19 protein-coding genes are annotated in these 23,304 nt (G+C 61.2%); 10 read left to right on the top strand and 9 right to left on the bottom strand.

The window, feature by feature from the left end:
* The first annotated feature begins 48 nt into the window (after positions 1 to 48).
* Together BUB78_RS05930 and BUB78_RS05925 are read left to right on the top strand one after the other, a co-directional pair.
* Positions 49 to 2,979 carry an FAD-binding and (Fe-S)-binding domain-containing protein gene (locus BUB78_RS05930; RefSeq protein ID WP_073196027.1) on the top strand — a complete coding sequence of 977 codons (2,931 nt, stop codon included), beginning with the start codon at positions 49 to 51 and terminating at the stop codon, positions 2,977 to 2,979.
* Positions 2,972 to 3,661, top strand: coding sequence for a GntR family transcriptional regulator (locus tag BUB78_RS05925; protein WP_245813372.1), 690 nt, complete (start codon positions 2,972 to 2,974; stop codon positions 3,659 to 3,661). The genes BUB78_RS05930 and BUB78_RS05925 overlap by 8 nt, the downstream gene beginning before the upstream one ends.
* Positions 3,662 to 3,668: 7 nt before the next feature.
* On the opposite strand, the gene BUB78_RS05920 is transcribed toward BUB78_RS05925, so the two are convergent.
* The 9 genes from BUB78_RS05920 to BUB78_RS05880 form a co-directional block, all read right to left on the bottom strand.
* Positions 3,669 to 4,772, bottom strand: a complete 1,104-nt coding sequence (locus BUB78_RS05920; RefSeq protein WP_073196025.1) for an NAD(P)/FAD-dependent oxidoreductase — start codon at positions 4,770 to 4,772, stop codon at positions 3,669 to 3,671.
* Positions 4,769 to 5,791, bottom strand: coding sequence for a histone deacetylase family protein (locus BUB78_RS05915; protein WP_073196023.1), 1,023 nt, complete (start codon positions 5,789 to 5,791; stop codon positions 4,769 to 4,771). Before BUB78_RS05915 ends, BUB78_RS05920 begins: the two co-directional genes overlap by 4 nt.
* Positions 5,788 to 6,276: a GNAT family N-acetyltransferase gene (locus BUB78_RS05910; RefSeq protein WP_073196021.1), complete on the bottom strand. Its 489-nt coding sequence runs from the start codon at positions 6,274 to 6,276 to the stop codon at positions 5,788 to 5,790. The genes BUB78_RS05915 and BUB78_RS05910 overlap by 4 nt, the downstream gene beginning before the upstream one ends.
* A 3-nt stretch (positions 6,277 to 6,279) precedes the next feature.
* Positions 6,280 to 7,206, bottom strand: a complete 927-nt coding sequence (gene kce, locus BUB78_RS05905) for a 3,5-dioxohexanoate:acetyl-CoA acetone transferase (RefSeq protein ID WP_073196019.1) — start codon at positions 7,204 to 7,206, stop codon at positions 6,280 to 6,282.
* A 9-nt stretch (positions 7,207 to 7,215) separates the two neighbouring features.
* Positions 7,216 to 8,568, bottom strand: coding sequence for an aminotransferase family protein (locus tag BUB78_RS05900; RefSeq protein WP_073196017.1), 1,353 nt, complete (start codon positions 8,566 to 8,568; stop codon positions 7,216 to 7,218).
* Between the two features lie 4 nt (positions 8,569 to 8,572).
* Positions 8,573 to 9,646 carry an ABC transporter ATP-binding protein gene (locus BUB78_RS05895; RefSeq protein WP_073196015.1) on the bottom strand — a complete coding sequence of 358 codons (1,074 nt, stop codon included), beginning with the start codon at positions 9,644 to 9,646 and terminating at the stop codon, positions 8,573 to 8,575.
* Positions 9,647 to 9,721: 75 nt separating this feature from the next.
* The gene (locus tag BUB78_RS05890) at positions 9,722 to 10,864 is read right to left on the bottom strand and encodes an extracellular solute-binding protein (protein WP_073196012.1); all 1,143 of its coding nucleotides are present in this window, start codon (positions 10,862 to 10,864) and stop codon (positions 9,722 to 9,724) included.
* A 57-nt stretch (positions 10,865 to 10,921) separates the two neighbouring features.
* The gene (locus BUB78_RS05885) at positions 10,922 to 11,725 is read right to left on the bottom strand and encodes an ABC transporter permease (protein ID WP_073196010.1); all 804 of its coding nucleotides are present in this window, start codon (positions 11,723 to 11,725) and stop codon (positions 10,922 to 10,924) included.
* Positions 11,725 to 12,591, bottom strand: coding sequence for an ABC transporter permease (locus BUB78_RS05880; protein ID WP_073196008.1), 867 nt, complete (start codon positions 12,589 to 12,591; stop codon positions 11,725 to 11,727). The genes BUB78_RS05885 and BUB78_RS05880 overlap by 1 nt, the downstream gene beginning before the upstream one ends.
* A gap of 108 nt (positions 12,592 to 12,699) precedes the next feature.
* On the opposite strand from BUB78_RS05880, the gene BUB78_RS05875 reads away from it, so the two are divergent.
* From BUB78_RS05875 to BUB78_RS05840, 8 genes are all read left to right on the top strand, one after another.
* Complete coding sequence (locus tag BUB78_RS05875; protein WP_073196005.1) at positions 12,700 to 13,659, top strand: LysR family transcriptional regulator; 960 nt, start codon at positions 12,700 to 12,702, stop codon at positions 13,657 to 13,659.
* 215 nt (positions 13,660 to 13,874) lie between these two features.
* Positions 13,875 to 15,536, top strand: coding sequence for a Na/Pi cotransporter family protein (locus tag BUB78_RS05870; protein WP_170865029.1), 1,662 nt, complete (start codon positions 13,875 to 13,877; stop codon positions 15,534 to 15,536).
* 88 nt (positions 15,537 to 15,624) lie between these two features.
* Positions 15,625 to 17,832 (top strand): SLC26A/SulP transporter family protein, encoded by a 2,208-nt coding sequence (locus BUB78_RS05865; protein WP_073196002.1) that lies wholly within the window; start codon positions 15,625 to 15,627, stop codon positions 17,830 to 17,832.
* 163 nt (positions 17,833 to 17,995) lie between these two features.
* The gene (locus BUB78_RS05860) at positions 17,996 to 19,564 is read left to right on the top strand and encodes an NAD(P)-binding protein (RefSeq protein WP_073195999.1); all 1,569 of its coding nucleotides are present in this window, start codon (positions 17,996 to 17,998) and stop codon (positions 19,562 to 19,564) included.
* Between the two features lie 77 nt (positions 19,565 to 19,641).
* The gene (locus BUB78_RS05855) at positions 19,642 to 21,411 is read left to right on the top strand and encodes an adenylate/guanylate cyclase domain-containing protein (RefSeq protein WP_245813369.1); all 1,770 of its coding nucleotides are present in this window, start codon (positions 19,642 to 19,644) and stop codon (positions 21,409 to 21,411) included.
* A gap of 35 nt (positions 21,412 to 21,446) precedes the next feature.
* The gene (locus tag BUB78_RS05850) at positions 21,447 to 21,932 is read left to right on the top strand and encodes a CBU_0592 family membrane protein (RefSeq protein ID WP_073195997.1); all 486 of its coding nucleotides are present in this window, start codon (positions 21,447 to 21,449) and stop codon (positions 21,930 to 21,932) included.
* A complete protein-coding gene (locus tag BUB78_RS05845) occupies positions 21,916 to 22,296 on the top strand; it encodes a DUF3307 domain-containing protein (protein WP_073195995.1) in 381 nt (126 codons plus the stop codon). Before BUB78_RS05850 ends, BUB78_RS05845 begins: the two co-directional genes overlap by 17 nt.
* A gap of 43 nt (positions 22,297 to 22,339) precedes the next feature.
* Positions 22,340 to 23,242: a LysR family transcriptional regulator gene (locus BUB78_RS05840; protein ID WP_073195993.1), complete on the top strand. Its 903-nt coding sequence runs from the start codon at positions 22,340 to 22,342 to the stop codon at positions 23,240 to 23,242.
* The last annotated feature ends 62 nt before the right edge of the window (positions 23,243 to 23,304 follow it).

The raw sequence follows: 23,304 nt of genomic DNA, 5'->3' as shown, positions 1-23,304 counted from the left end.
ATATTCTGTCAAGAAATATCGCAAAGTTTTTTTGAAGGATCGGGCCGCATGCTGGATGAAACTATACGCTCACGGCTGGCGCGCGACATCGAGGGCGAAACCCGCTTTGATGCCTTCTCGGCGGGGCGCTATGCCACCGATGCCTCGATCTATCAGATCATGCCCGCCGGGGTGGTCATCGCCAGGAGTGCAGGCGATGTCGCCGCCGCGCTTGAGGCCGCGCGCGAGGCCGATATCCCGCTCACCATGCGGGGCGGTGGCACCTCGCAATGCGGGCAAACGGTGAATTCCGGGCTGATCGTGGATTGCTCGAAATACCTCAACCGGATCATCGAACTTGATGTGCCGGGTCGGCGCGCGGTGGTCGAACCGGGGATCGTGCTTGATGACCTCAATCGCGCGCTCAAGCCGCATGGGCTTTGGTTTCCGGTCGATGTCTCGACCGCCTCGCGCGCCACGATTGGCGGCATGGTCGGCAATAACTCCTGCGGCTCGCGGTCGCTTCGCTATGGCACGACGCGCGATAATGTCGACCGGATCGAAGGGCTTTTGGCAGATGGCACCGCGTTTGATTTCGGCCCCGGATCTGGCAATCGCGTACCCGAACCTTTGTTGCGGCAGATGCTTGACCTCGGCGCGCGCGAGGCGGATGAAATCGCCGCGCGTTTCCCGAAGGTTCAGCGTCGTGTTGGCGGCTATAACATCGACGCACTTGTGCCCGGCGCGGCACCTATCAACCTTGCGCATCTTCTGATTGGCTCCGAGGGCACTCTGGCGATTTCAACCGCGATCGAGATCAAGCTGTCGCCCCTACCCTCGAAAACCCGCGTCATGGGGGTGTGCCATTTCCCGACCTTCCGCGCCGCGATGGAGGCAGCAAAACCGCTTGTGGCGCTTGGGCCGACATCCGTGGAACTGGTCGATTCGACGATGATCGACCTTGCCCGATCCATCCCGATCTATGCCAAAACGCTTGAGGGCTTCGTGCGTGGCACCCCCGCCGCGATGCTCTTTGTCGAATTCGCCGATAGCCCCGATGAGAACCAGGAAAACATGCGCCATCTTGCCGATACCATGGCCGATCTCGGCTTTGGGTTCGGCAAGGGCGGCGATCACGAAGGTGGCGTCGTCGAGGTCTGGGATATGGGTCTTGCCGCCGATATCGGCGAGCTGCGCAAGGCCGGTCTCAATATCATGATGTCGATGAAAGAGGCGGGCAAGCCGGTGTCATTCGTCGAGGATTGCGCCGTGCCGCTGGATCATCTGGCCGATTACACCGACCGGCTGACCGAGGTGTTTCATCGCCATGACACCACCGGCACATGGTATGCGCATGCCTCTGAGGGCTGCCTTCATGTGCGCCCGATCCTCAACCTCAAGCTTAAAAAAGACGTCCGCGCCATGCGTGAAATCGCCGAAGCCGCGTTTGAGATGGTGCGCGAGTACAAAGGCTCGCATTCCGGCGAGCATGGCGATGGCATCGTGCGATCCGAATTTCACGGGGCGATGTTCGGCCAACGCATCCTGAGCGCCTTTGAAGAGGTGAAATCGGCGTTTGATCCCGGTGCGCGCCTTAACCCCGGCAAGATCGTGCATGCGCCGAAAATGGATGACCGGAGCCTGATGCGCTATCCGCCGGGTTATGCGTTTGACGACCTCAAGACCGGGCATGACTGGTCCGGCTGGACCGGCGCGGGGGCTGGATTTCAGGGCGCGGTCGAGATGTGCAACAACAACGGCGCCTGTCGCAAGCTGACCGGGGGCGCGATGTGCCCGAGCTATCGCGTGACCCGCGACGAGCGTGACGTGACCCGCGGGCGCGCCAACACCCTGCGCCTTGCTTTGTCTGGGCGCTTGGGCAAAGACGCGCTGTTTTCGCAAGATATGGCCGAGACGCTAAAGCTTTGCGTCGGCTGCAAGGCCTGCAAGCGCGAATGCCCCACCGGGGTGGATATGGCCAAGATGAAAACCGAGGTTCTTTATCAGCGCGGTCAGAAACTGGGCTATGGCACGCGCGAGCGGCTGATCGCGGAAATGCCCCGCTATGCCCGCCTTGCGGTGGCGCTGCGTGGGGTGATCGCACTGCGCAACCGGGTGCCGTTTCTGGCGCGCCTGGGAGAAAAACTTCTCGGGCTGGCGGCGGCGCGCAGCCTGCCGTTGTTTCGCGGTGATTTCTTTCGCGACAGCGAGGTGAAACAGGCCAAGGCGGGTGGCACAGCGGGCAAGGTGATCCTGTTCACCGATACGTTCAACCGCTGGATGGAACCCGAAATTCCGCGCGCCGCGCTGCGGGTTCTGACCCGTGCGGGATACGAGGTGATCCCCGCCACTGCCTCCGGTCGCCCGCTGTGTTGTGGGCGCACCTATCTGGCGGCGGGCATGATCGACAAGGCACGCGCCGAGGCGCGGCGCACGCTTGACGCCCTGATGCCGCATGCGCGCGCGGGCACGCCGATTGTCGGGCTGGAGCCCTCTTGCCTTTTGACGCTGCGCGACGAATTCCTGACCCTTCTGCCCGGCGAAGACGCCCGCGCGCTTGCCCAAAACGCCTTTCTCTTCGAGGAGTTCGCCGCGCGCGAGGCCAAAGCGGGGCGCTTTGACCTCAAGATGCACGACACCGGCAAGGGCGCGCATGTGCATGGCCATTGCCACCAAAAAGCCGCCGGGGTCATGGGCGATATGGGGGCCGCGCTTGACCTTGTGCCGGGGCTTGCCGCACAGAATATCGAAAGCAGTTGCTGCGGCATGGCCGGCGCCTTTGGCTATGGCGCGGAAACCTACGACGTGTCGATCCGCATGGGCGAGCTGTCGCTTTTGCCCGCCGTGCGCGCCGCCGCGCCGGATGATCTTGTGATCGCCAATGGCACCTCTTGCCGCCACCAGATCGCCGATGGCACCGGGCGGCGGGCCTTGCATATCGCGGAAGTTTTCGACAGAGCCTCGGCAGAGACAGCAGGAAAGGGCCAAGAGCATGTATAACGACCCCGAAAACGCCGCCGCCATGTCCGAGCTCAAACCAGAGCCGATCGGGCGCACCGCCCTTGCCGTCGAGATCACCAATCGCCTGCGCCAGATGATCCTTGAAGGGCAGCTGGAGCCCGGTGGAAAGATCAACGAAAAGCTTTTGACCGAACAGTTCGGCGTGTCACGCACGCCCCTGCGCGAGGCGCTCAAGGTGCTTGCGGCGGAGGGGTTGCTTGATCTGATCCCGCACCGCGGTGCGGTCATCACCCGCCAAAGCGAGAGCGAACTGGCCGAGGTGTTTCGCGTTCTGGCCGCTCTTGAGGGGCTGGCCGGCGAGCTTGCGACGGTGGCGGCCAGCGATGGCGCTCTCAAAGAGATCGAAACCATGACGCAAAAGCTGCGCCGCTCTTATGAAGAAACCGACAGGCCAACCTATTTCCGCATCAATCAGGGCATTCACAAGGCGATATTGCAGGCGGCGGATAACGAAACCCTGCTGCGCTCGCACGAGCTTTTGGCCTACCGCGTTCAGCGCGCGCGCTATCAGGCGAACCTTACAGCAGACCGCTGGCGCGCAGCGGTCGAGGAACACGAGGCGATTGCCGAGGCGCTTTGTGCCCGCGACGGGGCAACCACGGCGCGGCTTATGAAAGAGCATCTGTTGCGAAAGCACGCCTCGATTTCGGCCAAAGGCTAGGGCGGTATCACGCCAATAACCGCTCTGGCGAAAGCGCCGCGATCACCTCTGGCCCAAGCTCGGGCTTTTCCCCGAGCACAAGCGCCGCTGTCAGGCGCGACAAGGCGGGTGCGGTCTGCACCCCGTAACCCCCCTGCCCCGCCAGCCAGAAAAACCCGCGCACATCGGGGGCAAAACCCGCCACCGGCGTGCGATCACTGACAAAGCTGCGCAACCCGGCCCAGCTATGCTCGACCCGCGTCACCGGCACCGTCACCGCCTGTTCAAACCGGTGCAACCCTTCGGCCAGAACCATATCGTCGGCCCAGGCATCATGCGGATCAACCGGGTCTTCATCGGCGGGTGACACCATAAGCTTGCCGGCCTCGGGCTTGGCATACCAGGTCTCGGCAATAGAGCCGAACACAGGCCAATCCGCGCAATCATACCCCTCGGGTGCAGGGATGATCGCGGCCGAGCGGCGCAGCGGTTGCAGCGCCACCTGCGCCACGCCCGCGCGCCCTGCCACCTCATCGGCCCAGGCCCCGGCGGCATTGACGATGACAGGCGCGGTGAATGTGCCTTGCGGTGTTTCAACCTGCCAAAGCCCCCCGTCATGGCGGATCTCGCCCACCGGCGCGCCGGTCACGATCTGGCCGCCATTGCTGCGCAGATACCGGGCATAGCCCTGCAACATCCGGTCCACGTCGATACCTTGCGCGCCATGTTCGATCATCGCCCCGGCAATACGGTCGGGGCGCAGGATCGGCACGATCTCGGCGGCTTGCGCCCCGCTCAGCCGCTCGATCCCGGTGGAGCCGTCAAGATAGGCCTCAAGCACCGGCATTTCATCTTCGCTGGCGATCAGCAACTCGCCGCGCGGGCTAAGCAGAGGGCCATCGCAAATATCGCCGGGATTTTCAAAGACCGGCTCTGCGGCCGCGTTGAGCGCACGCAGGGTGGCATTGCCATAGTTGCGAATAAAGATCGCCGCCGAGCGCCCGGTCGAGTGATAGCCAAGCTGTGGCTCGCCCTCTAGCAGGATAACCTTCGCCCCACCGCGCGCGAGCTCTGCGGCGGCACTTACCCCGGCGATCCCGCCGCCGATCACGATGACATCAGCGTGGCTCATGCGCCTTCAAACCCTGTCAAGGTGGCGGTCAGGTTCTCGCCCAGCTCCTCGCAAATATAACCGCCTTCCTGCACGAAAAGCGTCGGCAGGCCGAGGCCTGCAATCGCCGCCCCGATCCGGCCAAACCCCGGCGTCGTGATCGCCAGGCCTTTAAACGGATCGCCCTCATAGGCATCAAGCCCAAGCGCCACCACAACCACATCGGCGCCAAAGGCCGCAACCCGCTCAAGCGCCGTATCCAGCACCCTGAGATAGGCGTCATCCCCCGTCCCGCGCGCCAGCGGCAGGTTGAGGTTGTAGCCAAGCCCGCGTCCCGCGCCGCGCTCGGTGGTATGCCCCCAGAAGAAGGGATAAAACCGCGCCGGATCGGCATGGATCGACACGGTCAGCACATCGTCGCGGTCATAGAAAATGCCCTGCGTGCCGTTGCCGTGATGCACATCGACATCCAGAATTGCGGCGCGCAGGCCGCTGGCGCGCAGCCGCTCTGCGGCGATCCCGGCATTGTTGAGAAAGCAGAACCCCCCCGCCAGATCACCGTAAGCATGATGCCCCGGCGGGCGGCATAGCGCATAGCCCGCACGCGCGCCATCCGCCAGAAGATCGGCCCCGGTCACGGCGGATTGCGCCGACCAATAGGCCGCTTCCCACGTGCCCTTGCCAATCGGACAGGCGGTATCGGCCTGATGAAACCCCGCCTGCCCGACGGCGGACCTGGGATAATTGTCGGATCGGTTGGCGGGATGAATATTCGGGATCACCTCTTCTCCGGCGCCCTTGATCCGCTGCCAGCGGGTGTAGATATTCCTGAGAAACGTCACATATTCCGGCGAATGCAGCGCCGCGATCGGGCCAAGCCCGGCATCCTTCGGCGCGATGAAATCACAGCCCGCCGCCTCGGCACCGTGGCGCAGGCGGGCGATCCGCTCTGGTTGTTCGGGGCTGGGCAGGACCTTGCCATTGGCCATGAAATGTTTCGGATCATGGTACCACTGGCGGTCGTCAAAAATGGCCTTCATTGCGCGTTCCTTATCAGTCGTTGCATCGCATCCTGTGACAGGCGCATCGTCGTGGCATTGCTTTGCGGCTCGAACCCGAGGCGCGTGTAGAACCGGCGCGAGGCGATGCTATGGGCATAGACCGCCAATGTCATCCACTTGCCCCCCCAAAGAAGGTCGGCGCGTTTGCCGACCTCTGCCAGCATACCCTGCCCAAGCTTTTGACCGCGCGCCGCCTCTGCGATCCAGAGGTCAGAGACATAAACACCCGCCGTCCCGCGGGCGGTGGAAAACACCGGGCTGAACAGCGCCGCGCCGATCAACGCGCCATCGTGCAGGGCCAGGAGGCCATAGGCGGCGGGCACTGGCCCGAACAGCCCCGCGCGCAACACGCCTTTGTCGGCCAGATGCGCATCGCCCAACTCGACGCTAAGCGCGCGCAGGGCATGATCCAAATGGTCAAGGTCATCGGCATTTTGCACCGGACGATATTCAAGCGCACCCATCGCTCAGATCGCCGTCTTGTCCGCGCCCTTGAGGCCCAGAATCGCGCGCGCCTGATCGGGGGTGGCGACGGTGCGGCCCAAAGCCTCGACAATGCCACGGATCTTGGCGACCTGTTCGGCGTTGCTTTGCGCCAGAGTGCCGCGCGCGATGGTCAGGCTATCCTCAAGCCCGACACGTACATGCCCGCCCATGGCCGCCGACATGGTAATAAGCGGCATTTGGTGCCGCCCCGCCGCCAGAACCGAGAACATGTAATCCTCGCCAAAAAGCTTGTCCGCGATCCGCACCATATGCGTCAGGTTCTCGGGGTCCGGCCCCATGCCGCCCAAGACACCAAACACGAACTGAATGAAAAACGGCGCCTTGATCAGCCCGCGATCGGCAAAATGGCGCAGCATGTAAAGGTGGCTCAGGTCATAGCATTCGAATTCAAACCGCGCGCCACGATCCCGGCCAAGCTCGGTCAGTATACGGGCGATATCGCGCGGGGTATTTTTGAAAACAAGGTCATCAGAACCCTCAAGAAACGGCTTTTCCCAGTCGTGTTTCCACTCTGAAATCCGCTCGGCCATCGGGTAGAGCGCAAAATTCATCGTCCCCATGTTGAGCGAGGCCATTTCAGGCGCGGCCTGTTTCGACGCGGCGAGTCGCTGATCAAGGCTCATCACCGCGCTGCCGCCGGTCGAGATGTTGAGCACCGCAGCACTCGCCTGTTTCAGGCGGGGCAGGAAGCCCATGAAATGCTCCGGCTCGGCAGAGGGTTTGCCGGTCTCGGGATCGCGCGCATGCAGGTGCAGGATCGCCGCCCCCGCCTCGGCCGCGCCAAGACCGGCTGCCGTGATCTCATCCGCCGTGATAGGCAGGTGCGGCGACATGCTTGGCGTGTGGATCGAGCCGGTCAGGGCGCAGGTGATGATGATCTCGCGCATCCCCGCCCCTTACGCGATCTTGTCTAGGCTGGGGCGGATTTCGGCGGTGAATTGCGCAAGTGCTGCATCCAGCATTTCGGTGATCTCGTCCAGATGCGTTTCATTCACGATCATCGGCGGGCAGACAAGGATATGATCGCCCTCGACACCATCACGGGTGCGGCGCGAATAGACGATAAGCCCCTTGTCATAGGCGATCTGGACAAAGCGGTCAAAGGCGCGCAACTCTTTCGGCAGGGGTGCCTTGGTGGTGCGGTCCGCCATGAATTCGAACGCCGTCAAAAGACCCATGCCGCGCACATCGCCGATGATCGCATGGCGATCCATCAGCCCGCGCAAACGGGTCACAAGCTTGTCCCCCATCAGGGCCGAATTCTTGACAAGCCCCAGACGCTCGATCTCGTCGATCACGGCAAGGCCGGCGGCACAGGCCAGCGGATTGCCGGCATAGGTGAATCCGTGCAAAAAGCCGCCCGCGTCAAGCACCGGCTCGACCAGACGTTCATGCGCGACCATCCCTCCAAGTGGCATGTATCCGGCGGCGAAACCCTTCGACATAACCATGATATCGGGTTCCAGCTTCCAATGCTCTGAGGCAAGAAATTTGCCGGTGCGCCCGGCACCGGTCATCACCTCGTCAAGGATGAAAAGTACGCCATATTGGCGGCAAATCTCCTGCACGCGCTCCATATATCCGCGCGGCGGTACAAGCGCCCCGGTCGAGGCGCCGCCGACCGGCTCGACGATAAAGGCCAGCACCGACTCCGGCCCTTCGGCCAGAATTTGCGCCTCAAGCATATTGGCATAATGATGCCCGGTCGCGATGTCATCAGGGTCAAGCCCATCAAGATAGGCGCGCGGCGCGGGCACCTTCGGCATCATCTGCATCATCGGCTCGAACGGTTTGGTCAGCGGCGCATAGCCGGTGATCGCAAGCGCGCCCAGAGTGCAACCATGATAGCTCGGGCTGCGCGAAATCACTTTCCAGCGGCTGCCCTGCCCCACGGCAAGCGCATATTGCCGGGCCAGCTTGATAGCGCTTTCCACCGCCTCGGACCCACCCGAAACAAAGAACACCCGGTTCAACCCCTCGGGCGTCAGGGCGGCGGTTTTCGAGGCCAGCTTTTCCGAGGCCTCGGTTTCAAAGTGAAGCCGATAGCCAAAGGTCGATTTCTCCATCTGGCGGCGCATCGCCTCTAGCACATTTTCATTGGAATGGCCGATGTTACAGACCATCGCACCAGACGAGCCGTCAAGATAGCGCTTGCCGTCGACATCCCACATGTAAACGCCACGCGCCTGATCCAGCACCGGTTTGCGCTCTCTGCCCTGATAGAAAAGGTGGCTTGGTTTTGCACTCATGGTCTTATCCCGGAAGCGCCGCGCAATCCTGCGGGCGAAGGTGGAGGTTGACCTTGTCGCCCACGGCAAAGGGGCGCCCGTCGATCATGTTGATGGCCTGTAACTGGGTCTCGCCCGCGCGCACGAAATAGCGCACGGCCTGTCCCTGGTAATCGACGGTTTCGACGCGGGCGGGGACCGAAATCACGCCCTTTGCGGCGCTCAATCTCGACAAGACCAGCTTTTCGGCGCGCACCACAAGCTTGGCCGCGCCCTTGGATTTGAGGTTGGGCGCCTTCTCGGCCGGGATATCCATGCCGCCAAACACCGGCGCCTCGATCCCCACCTTAGCGCCGCCATAGCTGGTGCATTTCGCGTCAAAGATGTTCGACGCGCCAAGGAAATTGGCGACAAATTCAGAGGCTGGCGTGTTGTAGACCTCTTCGGGTTTGCCAACCTGTTCAACGCGCCCCTCGGACATCACGACGATAAAATCCGACATCGCAAGCGCCTCGGATTGGTCATGGGTCACAAAGACGGTGGTCACGCCGATACGTTCCTGAATGCGCTTGAGTTCAACGCGCATATCCTCGCGCAGGTTGGCATCAAGCGCCGAAAGCGGCTCGTCGAGCAACAAGACATCCGGTTCGATCACGATGGCGCGGGCAAGCGCGATGCGCTGTTGTTGACCGCCCGACAATTCCTTGGGATAGCGATGCCCGACATCGGGCAGCTGAACAAGTTCAAGCGCCGCCTTGACCTTGGCCGGGATATCCGCGCTTGGCACGTCGCGGTATTTGAGGCCAAAGGCGACATTCTCGGCCACGGTTTTATGCGGAAACAAGGCATAGTTCTGAAACACCAGCCCAAGGTTGCGCTTGTGGATCGGCACGTCATTGACCCGCTTGTCGCCAATCAGGATTTCGCCCTCGGTCGGGTCGAGAAGCCCCGCGATCATCCGCAAATTCGTGGTCTTGCCACAGCCCGACGGCCCCAAAAGCGTCACGAACGCGCCTTCGGGTATCTCAAGCGAGGTCTGGTGAACGGCGGTAAAGCCGCCAAACCGTTTGACGATGTTCTTAAGGGTGACGGCGCTCATCAGCGGCCTCCTTGGGCGGGCGGAAAGTGGTGGCCCGCCCCGGCAATGGCCGGGACAGGCAAGGATCGAACGGGCTTAGTAACCCTTTTGGACGCGACCAAAGGTCTTGGTCCATTCCTGTTCGTTCTCGTTCCAATAGGCCGGGTCGGCAAAGGTCAGGTTCGCCAAGGTGCCGGTCGGATCAAAGGCCGGCAACGTCGGAATCTTGGCGCCAAGATCAACCTTGGTCGGGTCAAGCGCGGGCGGATAATTCTGGCCTTCCGCGACCGCGATCGAGGTCGCCGGATCAAGCATGAAGTTCAGCAGCTCTTCGCAGGCCTCCATCGGGCTGCCCTTGATCACGAAGAGGCATTCCTGCCAGCCATAGCCGTTGGGCGGGTCCATATAACCGATGTCATGGCCCTGTTCCTGAAGCGCGAAAATCCGGCCGGACCAGCCTTCGGTCACGTGAATTTCCTCTTCGGCAAGCAGGCTCATCAATTCGGCGCCCGAGCCCCAGTATTTCAAGCTAAGGTCACGGTGCGTGCGGATCGCATCCCAGACAGCCTCCATGTCGGTGGCGCCGTTCGGGTCCTGCCCGGTTTGCAGTGAGGCAAACCAGATCCGCGTGCGCCAGTCGCCCCAGCCGGCAATCTTGCCCTTGTGACCTTCGTCGATCAGGATCTTGGCGCCTTTTTCCTTCATCTCGTCGTCCGAGATATACTTGCGGTTATAGGCAAGACCGGTGGTGCCATAATCGTAGGGCACGCAGGACAGCTTGCCATCCGTCACCTTGCGGAACACATCAACCAGCTTGGGGATGACGTATTTCAGGTTCGGGATGTTGTCCTCGTTCAGGACGCTGGAAAAACCAAGGTTGTGATAGCGCGCATAATCGAACACGCCGGACAGGTGGGCGATGTTGTATTCGCCTTCCTGGCCTGCCTTGATGCGGCTGATGTATTCGTCGGGGCCGCCAAAGGTGCCATCGACCACGTTGATGCCCGTCGCGGCGGTATAGGGGTCAAAGGCGTGCTTGCGGAACGCCTCTGACACAACGCCGCCCCAGCCGTCAAAGCGCACCTGCGATACGGTCTGGGCATTGGCGTATTTGGCGAATGGCGTCTGCACGCCATAAGCAAGGCCCGCCGCACCGATCAGCCCGAGAAAGCTGCGCCGGTCCAGATCGCCGTTCATATACCGTTCGCGCATCCGCTCGAGCCGGGTGGTGTTGTCCATTTTATCGGTCATTTTCATCTCCTTGTTGACAGGGGTCTTCGTCTGTTCGGGCGGTTCTCAGGCGCCGCCCTTGCTTGCCACCTTGCGCGCAATCGCCAGCCCAAGCAGGGGCAGGCCCACAGTCATGAAAATCATGACCGTGCCCAAGGCGTTGATCTCTGGGCTGATGGAATTGCGCAGCATGGCGAAAATCTGTGTCGGCACGGTTTCCACCCCGCCGGGTTTCCAGAACAATGTGCCGGTGATGTCATCAAAGCTTATCGTGAAGGCAAACAGCCCCCCGGCCAGCACCGCAGGCATCATCAACGGCAGGGTAATCTCGAAAAACGTCTGGCGCGGGCTCGCGCCAAGGCTAAGCGCGGCCTCTTCGATATCGCGCTTGATGCTCACAAGGCGCGCCTGCACCACCAAAATCACAAAAGGTAGTGTAAAGATCACATGCCCGGCCAGCAAAAGCGGAAAGCTCTTGGGCAGGCCGAGAAAGTTGAGAAACAACAACAAGGCCACCGCAAGCACCACCTCGGGCACCAGGATCGGCGCGATAAGCATGGTGGTAATCATGTTGCGCCCCGGCACGTTGTAACGCACCAAGGCCAGCGAGGCCAAAACGCCAAGCGTGGTGGAAAACACCGCCGTCAGCGCCCCAAGGATGATCGAGGTGCGAAAGGCGCGCAGGATCGCCTCGTTCTGGGCCAGTTCCGCGAACCAGCGAAACGAAAAGCCGGTCATCGGAAAGCTGCCGAACTGGCTTGCGTTGAAACTCAGCAACACAACGACGGCCACCGGCAGGAACATGAAGATGTAAACCGCGATCGCCCACCCGCGAATAAGGTGCCAGCCGAGGTTGGTTTTATCCGCCATCAGCCAAGCCCCTTCATAAGCTGCGCCATGCCAAGATAGCGGTTGTAGATCAGGACAAGCGCCCCAAGCACCGCCAAGAGCATCAGGCTAAGCGCGCTGCCTAACGGCCAGTTGAGCTGGGTGATGATTGCCTCGAACACGAGGTTGGCAAACATCGCATCGCGCGGCCCGCCAAGCACGAGCGGCGTGATATAGGTGCCTGCGCCAAGCACGAAACAGAGCAGCCCGCCCGCCGCCAGCCCCGGAAGCGAGAGCGGCAGGGTGACCTGCACAAAGGCTTGCCAGCGGGTGGCGCCAAGCGAATTCGCGGCATCCTCAAGATTGGTGTCGATGCCATCAAGGCTAACAAAGACATTCAGCACCATGAAGGGCAGCAGGAAATGCACCAAACCAAGGATCACCGTGGTCTGGTTATAGAGCATCTGAAGGGGCTCATCTATGATGCCGATCCAGAGCATGAAGGTGTTGAACGCCCCCGACACGCCAAGGATGTTGATCCAGCTCATTGTGCGGATGATATAGCTGATCCAGAAAGGCAGCATCAGAAGCAAAAGCAAAATCGCCTTGTTGCCGCTGGAGCGGGCAATGAAATAGGCCGCCGGATAGCCCATCAAGGCACAGACAACCGTGGTGATCGCGGCGATCCTGAGCGTGTTCAACAGGATGTCGCGGTAAAACGCGTCGCTCAGAACTTCTTGCCAGTTCTCAAGGTAAAACCCGACCTGATCCGCCCCTGTCGAGGTCCGGAGCCAGAACGAATAGACCACGATGAACAGCAGCGGCACAAACAGCAAAAGCGCCACCGCGCCAAGCGCGGGTGACAGCAAAATCCAAGGTTGTCTTGCCTCTCTGGCTTCGACTGACATACGGTTCCCTAGTGTTTTGACACCGCGGATGCGGGGTTGCGATCAGGATGCAAACCGGGCAAGCATAAATCCAATAGATAATGACAATTCTGACAATAGATGAAATCAATGGATGACCAAAATAGCCCCGAACGCATCATGCGCGAGATGGACTGGAACCTGTTGCGTACCTTCGTGGTGCTGGCGCAGGCGCGCTCTGTCACCGATGCCGCAACCCGGCTCCGGCTGACCCAACCATCGGTTTCTACCGCCTTGAAAAGGCTGGAAAACAGGGTTGGCAAAAAGCTTATTGACCGCAGTCCGGGGCACTTTCAACTGACCGATGCGGGGCAGGTTCTCTATCGCGAGGCGGTGGATATCCAGGGCTCTATCCTGCGGCTGTCAACCCTGATGCGCGACATGACCGACGAGGTAACCGGGCATGTGCGCCTGTCCCTGGCCAGCCATGTCATCTGCCCGCTTTTTAATCAGGTGCTGGCGGAATTTCATGCCGAGAACCCGCGCGCGACGCTTTCGATCGACGTTTACACCTCAGCCCTCGCGGTTGAAACGGTCACCGCGCGCTCGGCCTCGTTCGCGATCTGCCTTGTGCATCAGCGCAATTCCAAGCTTGAATACAAGCGCCTGTTCCGGGAATATTTCGGCCTGTTCTGCGGCCCGCCGCACCCCTTGTTCGGGCGCAAGCACCTCACCCGCGCCGATCTTGCCGGGCATTCGGCGGTCAGCTTTGGCACCGACCGGCTTCAGGATGCTCTCAAACCCGTGACACTGATGCGCGCGCAGGCCGAGCTTGGCGACAAGATTATCGCCACCTCAAGCCACCTCGAAGAGGTCCGTCGCCTGATCATTGCCGGGCTTGGCGTCGGGCCGCTGCCGCTTCATGTGGCGGCGCGCGATGTGCGCGATGGCCAGCTCTGGCAATTGCCGCCCTATGATCAGACCGCGCCGATTGACGTGCATGTTGTCTGGAATCCGCGCGCGGTACTGAACCGGGCGGAAAAATGGCTGTTGGATCGCCTGCTGCACCGCATCGAGGAGACCCCGATGGAAGAGCGCACCTATCGCTAGATACGCGGGCCCTGTGCTTTATAATTTCATCGGCCAAGTCGGCCCTTGCATCGCCCTGACCAGTGCGGCAATCTGCAGCAGCTTTCCCGCCGACTTTCGCCCGAATGCGTCAGGGCTAAATACTGTATGACGGGCGGGACGGATTTCAAAGCACCTGTTTATCGCTGGCCTCGGGCACCGGGCCGCATCCTTTCAAAAGACTTGGATCAATCCCCTTGGAAACACCCAACCTGACCTTGTTTTTTCTGCATATCGCAGGCGCAGCTGCCCTGTTGATCTGGGCGGTGCGCCTGGTGCGCACCGGGGTAGAGCGCGCCTTTTCCGTCCAATTGCGGCTTTGGTTGCGCCGCTCGGGCAAGAGCCGACTTTGGGCTGCCCTGACCGGCACCGCCTCGGCAATGGCTTTGCAAAGCTCGACCGCGGTGGCGATCCTGACCGCCAATTTCGTCGCCACTGGCGGGATTGCGGTTGCTGCGGGGCTTGCGATCCTGCTTGGGGCCGATCTTGGTTCGGCTCTGGTGGCGAAACTGTTGCTGGTGCGCCAGACATGGCTTGTACCGATCCTTCTGCTTGTCGGGGTTGCCATGTTCCTGCGCGGCAATCAGAAACGCGTGCGCCAGGGCGGGCGCATCCTGATCGGGCTGGCGCTTATATTCGTGTCGCTCGACATGCTGCGCGCGGCCACGGCGCCGCTGACCGACAGCACCGGCGCGATCATGGCGATGCAATACCTCGGGCGCGATACCCTGACCGCCTTTGTCATCGGCGCGCTGTTTGCCTGGGTGGTGCATTCCAGCGTGGCGGCGGTTCTGCTGTTCGTGACGCTGGTCATGCAGGGCGTGCTGCCCTTGTCGGCGGCGGTGGCGCTTATCCTCGGGGCCAACCTTGGCGGCGCGTTCATCGCCTTCGTGCTGACCCTCGCCGCCCCGATCGTGGCGCGCCGCATGATCATCGCCAATCTGGTGCTGCGCGGTGGCGGTGCGGCCCTGACGCTGGTGGTCTTCCGCATGTTTCAACCGCCGCTTGACTGGCTTGGGGCCACCCCTGCGGCGCAGGCGATCCACCTGCATATTGCCTTTAACTTTGCGCTTTTGATCGTGATGCTGCCTTTTGCCGGGCTCGCCGCGCGCATGGCCTCGACCTTGTTGGCGGCCCCGGCCGCCCCCGCCGCGCATGATCATTTCACCGCTCTTGATCCGGCCGCGCTAACAGATCCCGACCGCGCGCTATCCTGCGCTGCGCGCGAGGTGATGCGCATCGGCGAGACGGTCGAGGCCATGTTGCGCACGATACCGACGCTTTACACCAGCTGGGATGATGCGAGCGCCGAGGCGATTACCACCAATGAAAAGACCCTGCGCAAACGCCATTTTGACACCAAGCTTTATCTTGCGCAACTTCACCGCAGCGGGCTTGACGAAGACAACAGCCGCCGCTCGATGGACCTTGCGACGATTGCCGCCAATCTTGAGGCCGCAGGCGACATGATCGCGCGCAAGATGCTGACCCTTGCTCGGCGGTTGCACACCGAGGGCGTGAACTTTTCGCAATCCGGCTGGGATGAAATCTGTGATTTTCACGACCGGGTGCTGGCCAATGCGCAACTGGCGCTCAGCGTGATGATGACGCAAAATCCTGATGATGCGCGCGAACTTGTCGCCGAAAAGGACAGCATTCGCGCGCTTGAACAAAAGCTTCAGCGCCTGCATCTGGGGCGCCTGCGCGAGGGGCTGACCGAAAGCATCGAGACCAGCAATATCCATCAAGAGACGTTGCGCGCCCTTAAACAGGTCAACACCTCGTTCTCGATGGTCGCCTATCCGATCCTGACGGAATCCGGTGATCTGCTCTCAAGCCGGATGTCTGACCGAAGCTAGCCTGCGGCTTGTCAGCTCGCCGAATTGACACTAGGGCTTAAGGCCACAGGATCACGATTTTCCCTTTGCCCACAACAGGATTTTCCAGATGGTCAGGGTCAAGCCCGCGCCCCAGACAGGCCCCGTGCAATCCGCCCTTGTCGGCGCAATCCTCGGGATTGATGCCGCTGGTCATTGCCTTGCCCTGGCGACGGTTTTCTTTGCCGGCGGGTTGGCGGCGGGGCTTGGGCTGGCGACGGCGATCTTCTTGTTCTCGACCGCACTTATCACGCTTGTGCTGTTTCGCTTTGGCGGGTTTCGCATCGCGCTTGGCATCACGCAAGATACCACCGTTGCGATTCTCGCCCCCGCAGTTGCGCTTATCGCCGCCGCCGCAAGCGGCCCCCCCGAAGCACAGGTCGCCACCGCCATCGCCGCAATCGGTGCCTCGGCTTTGCTGTCGGGGCTGGCGTTTTGGCTTGTCGGGCGGCTTGGTCTGGGGCGGCTCTTGCGGATGTTTCCCTATCCGGTGGCGGCGGGATTTCTGGCCTCTTCGGGGGTGCTGCTTGTCATGGCGGCCCTGTCGATCCTGACAGGCGCGCAGGGCTATGGTGCCATCGCCGCAAGCCTTGCCACACCCGAGGGTCTGTGGGGTGTCCTGCCGGCCATTGCCATGGCACTTGCCTTGATCGGCGCGCTGCGCATCTGGCAGGGATCGACACCGGTTCTGGTGATCATCCTGTTGTTTCTGGCCGGATTTTACGCGGCCTTGTCCTGGCTCGGACTAAGCCGGGCAGAGGCGACCGCGCTTGGCCTTTTGCCGCATCTGGGCGAAGGCGGCGGGCTTGGCCCCGGATTATGGATGATCCGGCTGGTCGACTGGCCACTGTTGCTTACCATCGTGCCGACCTTTGCCGCCGTGATCCTGCTCAACCTGATCGGCGTGTTGCTCAATACCTCGGGGGTGGAACTGGCCACGCGACAGGATGCCGATGAGAACCGCGAATTACGGGTGACTGGCCTTGGCAATATCGTGATCGGCGCCATGGGCGGGATAACAAGCTATCTTCAGGGCGGGGCGTCGATCATTGCCGCGCGGCTTGGCGTGCATGGTGGCGGCCTCGTGTTCGGGCATGTGGCGGTCCTTCTGGTCGCCTGTGTTTTCGCCGAATGGATCGTGGCCGCCGTTCCGACCTTTGTTGCGGCGGGCCTGTTGATGTTCATTGGCTTTGCGATGATCGAGGATTGGCTGATCGCAGCGCGCCACCGGCTTGTGACGGTGGATTGGCTGATTGTTGCGGGGATCGTCGCGGTTACCATCGGCTTTGGCATCCTGCCTGCTGTCGGGGTTGGCCTCGGGCTTGCGGTGCTTGGCTTTACCTTCGGGTATATGCGCCTGCCAGTGATCCGCCAAAGCGGCGATGCGCGCACCCATCGCAGCACCCTGGACCGCAATGCCGCCGAAAACGTCTATCTGGCCGAAAACGGTGGCGCGATCCGCGTGTTGCAATTGCAGGGTGCCTTGTTTTTCGGCTCGGTCGAGCAACTTATCGACACCCTGCGCCACAGCCCCGATGCACACCAGAGCCCGCGCGCGGTGATCCTTGATTTCAGCGCCGTGAACACCTTTGACAGCTCGGCCTGCGCCGCGCTTGAAAAGCTCGGGAACCTGATGCAGGCCCAGAACATCGCCACCCATCTGACCGGCCTGTCGCCCGCCTTGCTGGCGGTCTTTACCCGCTGGGGCCTGCCGATTGCCGAGACCGCAGAGGATGTGACGCCCGGCGGATTTCGGCTCTGGCCGTCGCTTGACGCAGCGCTTGAGGCTTGTGAAACCGCGCTTTTGACCAAGCTTGACACCCCCGGCGAAACCCCCGGCGAAACCCCCGATTTCGCAGGGCTGCTGCGCCAGATGGGCCGTGATCATCCCCGGCTGTCCGATCTGATGGATCAGATGACGGTGCTTGATCTCAACCCCGGCGACACCCTGATTGCCGCCGACGACAGCCAGGCGGATATCTATTTTCTCGCCTCGGGCCGCTTGGCAGTATTGCTGCCACAACGCGGCGGCCCCGCGATCCGGGTGCGCTCGATGGGCCCCGGCGCGGTGGTGGGCGAATTGGCAAGCCTGCTTGACACCCCGCGCAATGCAAATGTGATCTGCGAGACCACCGCCCGCGTTTACCAGCTATCGGCCGATACGATCGCCCGGCTTGAACGCGAAGACCGCGATCTTGCCGCGCTTTTATGGCGGCTTCTGGCGCGCTCGGTTGCGCTTAAAGTCACCCAGACAAACGCGTTGCTGACGCGCCGCTAATCACCCAAAACCTTTCAGTTATTTGCTGAATACACTTTTAGGCTATGTTATGGTTAACCTATTGATGGCTCGCGCCATTGGTGTGTTGAGACCTGAAATCTCAATTCGTTTTGTTTCAAGCGGTTTTAAACAGATATTAGACGACCACTGAAGGAGTTTCATTTTGAAAAATTCAGCCACAAGCAATCCTGTTTCCCTTACCGTTTCCATCGACGGCGGCGCGCCGGTGACCAAAACCTGCGACCTTCTGGTCGTGGCCTGCGAGCCGCGCAACCTGATCGGCACCTGCGACTATACGCAGACCGAACTGGACCTGTTTTCAAAGTTCAAGAACTACACCTTCCACACCACTTTGCTGAAGGTAAAGGTGCCAAGCCCCGCGCCGGAATTCGGCATCATCCTGTCGCCGCAGGAAATTTCGGACATGGCCGGCAATGTCAGTGGATATCGCAATGAAACGGCCAAGCAATTCTCGCTGGAAACCGCCAATGGCATGGCCGAGAACCTTGTCACCGTCTATCAACTAGAGGGTCCCGAAACCACGCCGATGACCGAGCAACAGTTTCTGGACAACCTGAATGCCACGCTGCCAACACTGTCTTGGTGGCCCTATCCCGATTACGAGATCGTTACCGATTCCGCCAGCCTGCCGGTTGATCTGCGCACGCCCTATTTCGATCACTTCGACAATGCCGGGCTGCTTGCGGGCGGGCCATGGGATTACCTGGACCTTCAAGGCAAGAACAACACGATCTACGTGCATGGCTCGACCTGTTTTGAATCGGTCCTGCAATGCTGGCAATATGGCGGCATGCTGATTGAAAATCAGGGTCGGCTTGGCTGGTCTCTGCCCGATCACAAGGACGCTTCGATCATCGTGCTGGGGGCGGGTCCGTCGGGGATGATGTTTGCGCACCGCCTGAAAGAGCTGTGCTATACCAATGTCGAAATCCTTGAGAGCACTGGCCGCTTTGGCGGCAAGACGCATACCGTCACCTATGACACACCCTCGCCGAACGGCGGTCAGACCGCCTGCGAGCTGGGCACCTGTTATCTTTCGCCAGCCTATGATGCCATGGCCAATCATTTTGCCGCCTGCGACTTCATGGTGGACAACATCCGCGAGGGCATGTTCCTGACCCCCAGCCATGATGACCCCAAAGGCAAAACCATCCGCGGCATGACCACCGCTGGTCAGTTTGACGGCGTTCCGATGACAGAGCCGCTGATTGATTATACCGAATATACGCTGCTCAAGGGCTATTACGAGGCCAATCAACCCTTTGCCGAGCCCGCCAAATGGCTGGATGGGTTTGATCCGGACAAACTCAAGCTTGAGATGCTGCTCAAGCTCTTGGAATATGATGCCCTTTTGGCGCTTTATCGCGGGCTGACCCTGCCGATGCCGCTCAGCCCGCCGACCGCGTTGCTGCAATACGACAGCTTCTACGATTTCCTTGAGAAAAACGATCTTCTGTTGCTGACCGGCATGCTTGAATATGCCTATTCCGTCCAAGGCTATGGGCCGTTGAAACAGATCCCGGCCTATTATGGATTGATCTGGATATCGCTGCCGCTCACACTTGGCATGATCTTTAGCGACAAACCGGCAGTCACGGTTCTGTCAAAGGGCTGGCTCGATATCTGGACACAGATGGCGCCGACACTAGATATCACCCTGAATGCTCATGTTACGGGTATTGATCGGGGAGCGGTTGGCCAGGTGACATAACGATGCCCGCCCGCGATTTGGGGGTCGCGGGCAGAGCATGCCAGCATGAACAGGCAAGGGAGAACCCTGTGAAAACGATGGAACGAAAAGCAACCACAATTGTTGCCGCTGACGTGGTGGGGTTCTCGCGCCTGGTTGCGCATGCCGAAGAAGAAGTTTTCGCGCGCCTGCACGATCTGCGCCACACTGTCATCGATCCCGCCGTCACCGCCGAGGGCGGGCGCGTGGTCAAGACCATGGGCGATGGCCTTTTGGTCGAGTTCCCCCAACCCGGCGCCGCCATTCGCGCCTCGACCGCCGTGCAACGCGCCGTGGCCGCCCATGAGGCCGACCGCCCTGAAGATACCCGCATCCGCTTTCGCGTCGGCATCAATCACGGCAGCGTTCTGGTTGATGGCGACGACGTGCTTGGCGATGTCGTCAATATTGCCGCGCGCCTTGAAACCCTGTCGCCGCCGGGCGGGATCTGCGTGTCGCGCAGCGTGCGGGATATGCTGATCAATGACCAGACCCTCACCATCACCGGGCAGGGCATGCAATACGTCCGCAACATCCCGACCCCGGTCGAGGTCTGGCAGGTCAGCACCGGCGTCGAGGGCGACAGCCCCGGCCAGGAACAACGCCGTAGCGACCGCCCGTCGGTGATCGTGCTGCCGTTTGACAATATGTCACCCTCGATCGAGGACGGGTTTCTGGCCGATGGCATTGCCGAAGACGTGATCAACGCGCTGTCGCGCTTTCGCTCGCTCTTCGTGATCGCGCGCGGGTCAAGCTTTGTCTACAAGGACCGCGCCCATGACGTGCGCCAGATCGCCCGGGACACCGGCGCACGCTATGTGGTCAAGGGCGCGGTGCGTCGCGCCGGGCAACGCCTGCGGGTTTCGGCGCAACTGATCGAGGCCGCCACCGGCCAGCAAATCTGGTCGGACAGATATGACCGCGACATCGAAGATATCTTCGAGCTTCAGGATGACATCACCCGCTGTCTTGTCACCGGCCTCACGCCCGAGATCGGCGCGCATGAGCGCAACATCTCGCGCAGCAAACCCACCGATAGCCTGTCGGCCTGGGAGTTGTGCCAAAAGGGTCTGGCCGAGATCGACATGCGCACCGTCGGCAGCTTTCGCAACGCCTACGGCCTGTTCAAGGCCGCCGCCGAGGCCGATGACACCTATGCGCTTCCACATGCCCTGTTGGGGCGGGTGCATGCGGTTCGGGTCTATTCCGGCCGAAGCACCGATCCCCAGAAAGATGTGGCAGAGGGCATGAAGCATGCCACCCTCGCGGTGCAACTTGACGACCGTCTTGAACTTGGCCATGCCACTCTGGCCCAGCTCATGACCATTCAGGGCCGCGAGGCGGATGCCCGCGATGCGCTTGCCCGTGCCAAGGCACTCAATGACAATGACGCCCTCGTCTATAGCGTCCAGACTTTTATCAACCTCTTTCAGCCAGAGCCCGACACCTACGAGATGGAAGCCGCCGGCCTTGAGGCGGTGCGCCTTAGCCCGCAAGACCCGCTGGCCTGGTCATTTCACTGGATGCTGGTGATGTCGATCTGGCTGCGCGATATGGAACTGGGCGAGAACGTGCGCCATTATCTTGATCCCGCCGCGCGCCTGCCGGGCGCGGAAACCTTTGTACATATCGCCGTCGCGGTGACCGCGCTTAAACGCGACGATGAGGTGGCGGCGCGCCGCGCTCTCGAAAACGCTCTGGCGGTGCGGCCAAACCTGACGCTGCACACCATTCAGCACGCGTTTCACTTTCCCAAATGGCCCGCGCTCGTGGCCGGTGTCGCCCCGCAGCTTGAAGCCCTCGTCAGCATGGGATTGCCCCGTGACTAAGGCCCTTGGCCGATAAGAAAGGGATATTGCCCAAGATGTTATCCACTCTGCCACCCTGGGTCTTCGACTGGTCCGGTCATCTGGGGGTGGCGCTTCAGGCCGGGGTGATCCGCGGCAGCAACTATATCTACGCGCTGCTCAACCTGCTTGCGGCCTCTTTTGTGCTCATAAGCCTGAGCGCGGCCTTCAACCTGTCCTCGGCCCTTATTCAGGTGTTCTGGATCGCGATAAGTCTCGGCGGGCTTGCCCGGCTGATCTGGCTTAACAGCGGCCTGCGGTTTTCACCCGAAGACAAGGCGCTGATCACACAGGTCTTTGGCCCCATGCCAAAACCCCTGGCCCGGCCCGCGCGCCTGTTCACCATCACCGGCGGCGCACTGAACCGCCTTATCCGGCGCTACAGAGATCTGCGCCTACTGGTGGAAAACGCCATGTCGCGCGATACCCGCGCCAAGCTTGTCGCCGCCAATCAACGCCTGTCCACTGCGCGAAAGGGGGGCTTTGATGATCACGAACCCTGAGATGATCGCTGTTCTGGTCCTCTTTCAGATCAAGCATTTCATCGGCGATTACCTCTGGCAAACCGATTGGATGCTGGCCAACAAGGGCCGTTATGGCCACCCCGGCGGGCTTGTGCATGCGGGGGTGCATGGCGCGCTTTCGGCGCCGATCCTGATCTGGGCCGGGGTGCCAGCCGGGGCGGCGCTCATGCTCTCCCTCGCCGAGGCCACCGTGCATTACCACATTGACTGGGCCAAGGCCCGCGCGGTCAGGCGACGCGACCTCGATGCAGGCCAAACCGCCTTTTGGCGTTATCTGGGGCTGGATCAGGGCGCGCATCAAGTGACCTATATCGCGCTTTTCGCTGCCGTGCTCGGCCTTTGACGCGGGCCTTTCCTTTTGCCCCGTCGCAGGCAATCATCGCGCAATGGCCAGAATAAACATCGAACAGCTTCGCACCTTTCTCGCGACGGTGCGCCTAGGCAGCGTCCGCAAGGCCGCGCTTGGCCTCAACATCACCCAACCCGCCGTCACCGCGCGGATCAAGAACCTTGAACAATCGCTGGCCGCCGACCTGTTCGATCGCACCGCAAGCGGTCTGCGCCTGACCAAACGCGGCGAGCGGCTGGTGAGTTATGCCGAACAGTTCGAGCACCTCTCGCAATTGGTCGAGGCCAATATCACCGATCCGCAAGGCATTGATTTTATCCTGCGCCTTGGCGTATCGGAAACCATCGCGCAATGCTGGCTGCCTGAATTTGTTTCGGCGCTGCACCACGAATTTCCCAAGGTCGAGATTGAAATCAACGTCGATATTTCGACCAACCTGCGCGATGGATTGCTGAACCGCGAGATTGACCTTGCCATTCTTCTGGGGCCTGTCTCGGAATATTCGGTCAATAATATCGAGCTGCCGGGCTTTGATCTCGCCTGGTACGCCGCCGCCGATATGCGCGGGGTGGGCGGCGATGATGCCACCCTGTTGGACAGCAAGCCGATCATCACCTATGCCCGCAACACCCGCCCCTACCGCGAGCTGAAAACCGTTTTATTTGAAAGGGTTGGTCCCGGTGTCTCGCTGTTTCCCTCGTCGTCCCTCTCGGCCTGTTTTCGCCTTGTCGAGGCCGGGCTTGGCGTTGCCGCCCTGCCCCGCGCCCTTGGCGCGCCCTATCTCAAAGGCGGCACCCTGCGCGAGTTTGATCCCGGCTGGACCCCGGGCCCGCTGCGCTTTTCGCTCTCTTATCTCGGCGATCCCAAAAGCCATGTGGTTGAATCCGCGGCCAAAATTGCGCTTGGCGTGGCGCGGGCCTATCCAGATGCATCAAAATAGGTGATGCAAATGGGCAAATTATTTCGATTTGCCTTTATGCCCAGAACCCGTCAGCCTGTGCC

The organism is Roseovarius marisflavi, assembly GCF_900142625.1.
GTDB classification, from domain to species: Bacteria; Pseudomonadota; Alphaproteobacteria; order Rhodobacterales; family Rhodobacteraceae; genus Roseovarius; species Roseovarius marisflavi.
The sequence above is the reverse complement of the archived record's forward strand: the minus strand, read 5'-3'. Positions and strand labels throughout refer to the sequence as shown.

Bases quoted from the DNA above. Each gene is read 5' to 3' on its own strand.
- BUB78_RS05900 (WP_073196017.1), bottom strand. From the start codon at position 8,568: ATGAGTGCAAAACCAAGCCACCTTTTCTATCAGGGCAGAGAGCGCAAA.
- BUB78_RS05845 (WP_073195995.1), top strand. From the start codon at position 21,916: ATGATCACGAACCCTGAGATGATCGCTGTTCTGGTCCTCTTTCAGATC.
- BUB78_RS05930 (WP_073196027.1), top strand. From the start codon at position 49: ATGCTGGATGAAACTATACGCTCACGGCTGGCGCGCGACATCGAGGGC.
- BUB78_RS05885 (WP_073196010.1), bottom strand. From the start codon at position 11,725: ATGGCGGATAAAACCAACCTCGGCTGGCACCTTATTCGCGGGTGGGCG.
- BUB78_RS05875 (WP_073196005.1), top strand. From the start codon at position 12,700: ATGGATGACCAAAATAGCCCCGAACGCATCATGCGCGAGATGGACTGG.
- BUB78_RS05880 (WP_073196008.1), bottom strand. From the start codon at position 12,591: ATGTCAGTCGAAGCCAGAGAGGCAAGACAACCTTGGATTTTGCTGTCA.
- BUB78_RS05910 (WP_073196021.1), bottom strand. From the start codon at position 6,276: ATGGGTGCGCTTGAATATCGTCCGGTGCAAAATGCCGATGACCTTGAC.
- BUB78_RS05915 (WP_073196023.1), bottom strand. From the start codon at position 5,791: ATGAAGGCCATTTTTGACGACCGCCAGTGGTACCATGATCCGAAACAT.
- BUB78_RS05925 (WP_245813372.1), top strand. From the start codon at position 2,972: ATGTATAACGACCCCGAAAACGCCGCCGCCATGTCCGAGCTCAAACCA.
- BUB78_RS05855 (WP_245813369.1), top strand. From the start codon at position 19,642: ATGGAACGAAAAGCAACCACAATTGTTGCCGCTGACGTGGTGGGGTTC.
- BUB78_RS05890 (WP_073196012.1), bottom strand. From the start codon at position 10,864: ATGGACAACACCACCCGGCTCGAGCGGATGCGCGAACGGTATATGAAC.
- BUB78_RS05920 (WP_073196025.1), bottom strand. From the start codon at position 4,772: ATGAGCCACGCTGATGTCATCGTGATCGGCGGCGGGATCGCCGGGGTA.
- BUB78_RS05850 (WP_073195997.1), top strand. From the start codon at position 21,447: ATGTTATCCACTCTGCCACCCTGGGTCTTCGACTGGTCCGGTCATCTG.
- kce (WP_073196019.1), bottom strand. From the start codon at position 7,206: ATGCGCGAGATCATCATCACCTGCGCCCTGACCGGCTCGATCCACACG.
- BUB78_RS05840 (WP_073195993.1), top strand. From the start codon at position 22,340: ATGGCCAGAATAAACATCGAACAGCTTCGCACCTTTCTCGCGACGGTG.
- BUB78_RS05865 (WP_073196002.1), top strand. From the start codon at position 15,625: ATGGTCAGGGTCAAGCCCGCGCCCCAGACAGGCCCCGTGCAATCCGCC.
- BUB78_RS05895 (WP_073196015.1), bottom strand. From the start codon at position 9,646: ATGAGCGCCGTCACCCTTAAGAACATCGTCAAACGGTTTGGCGGCTTT.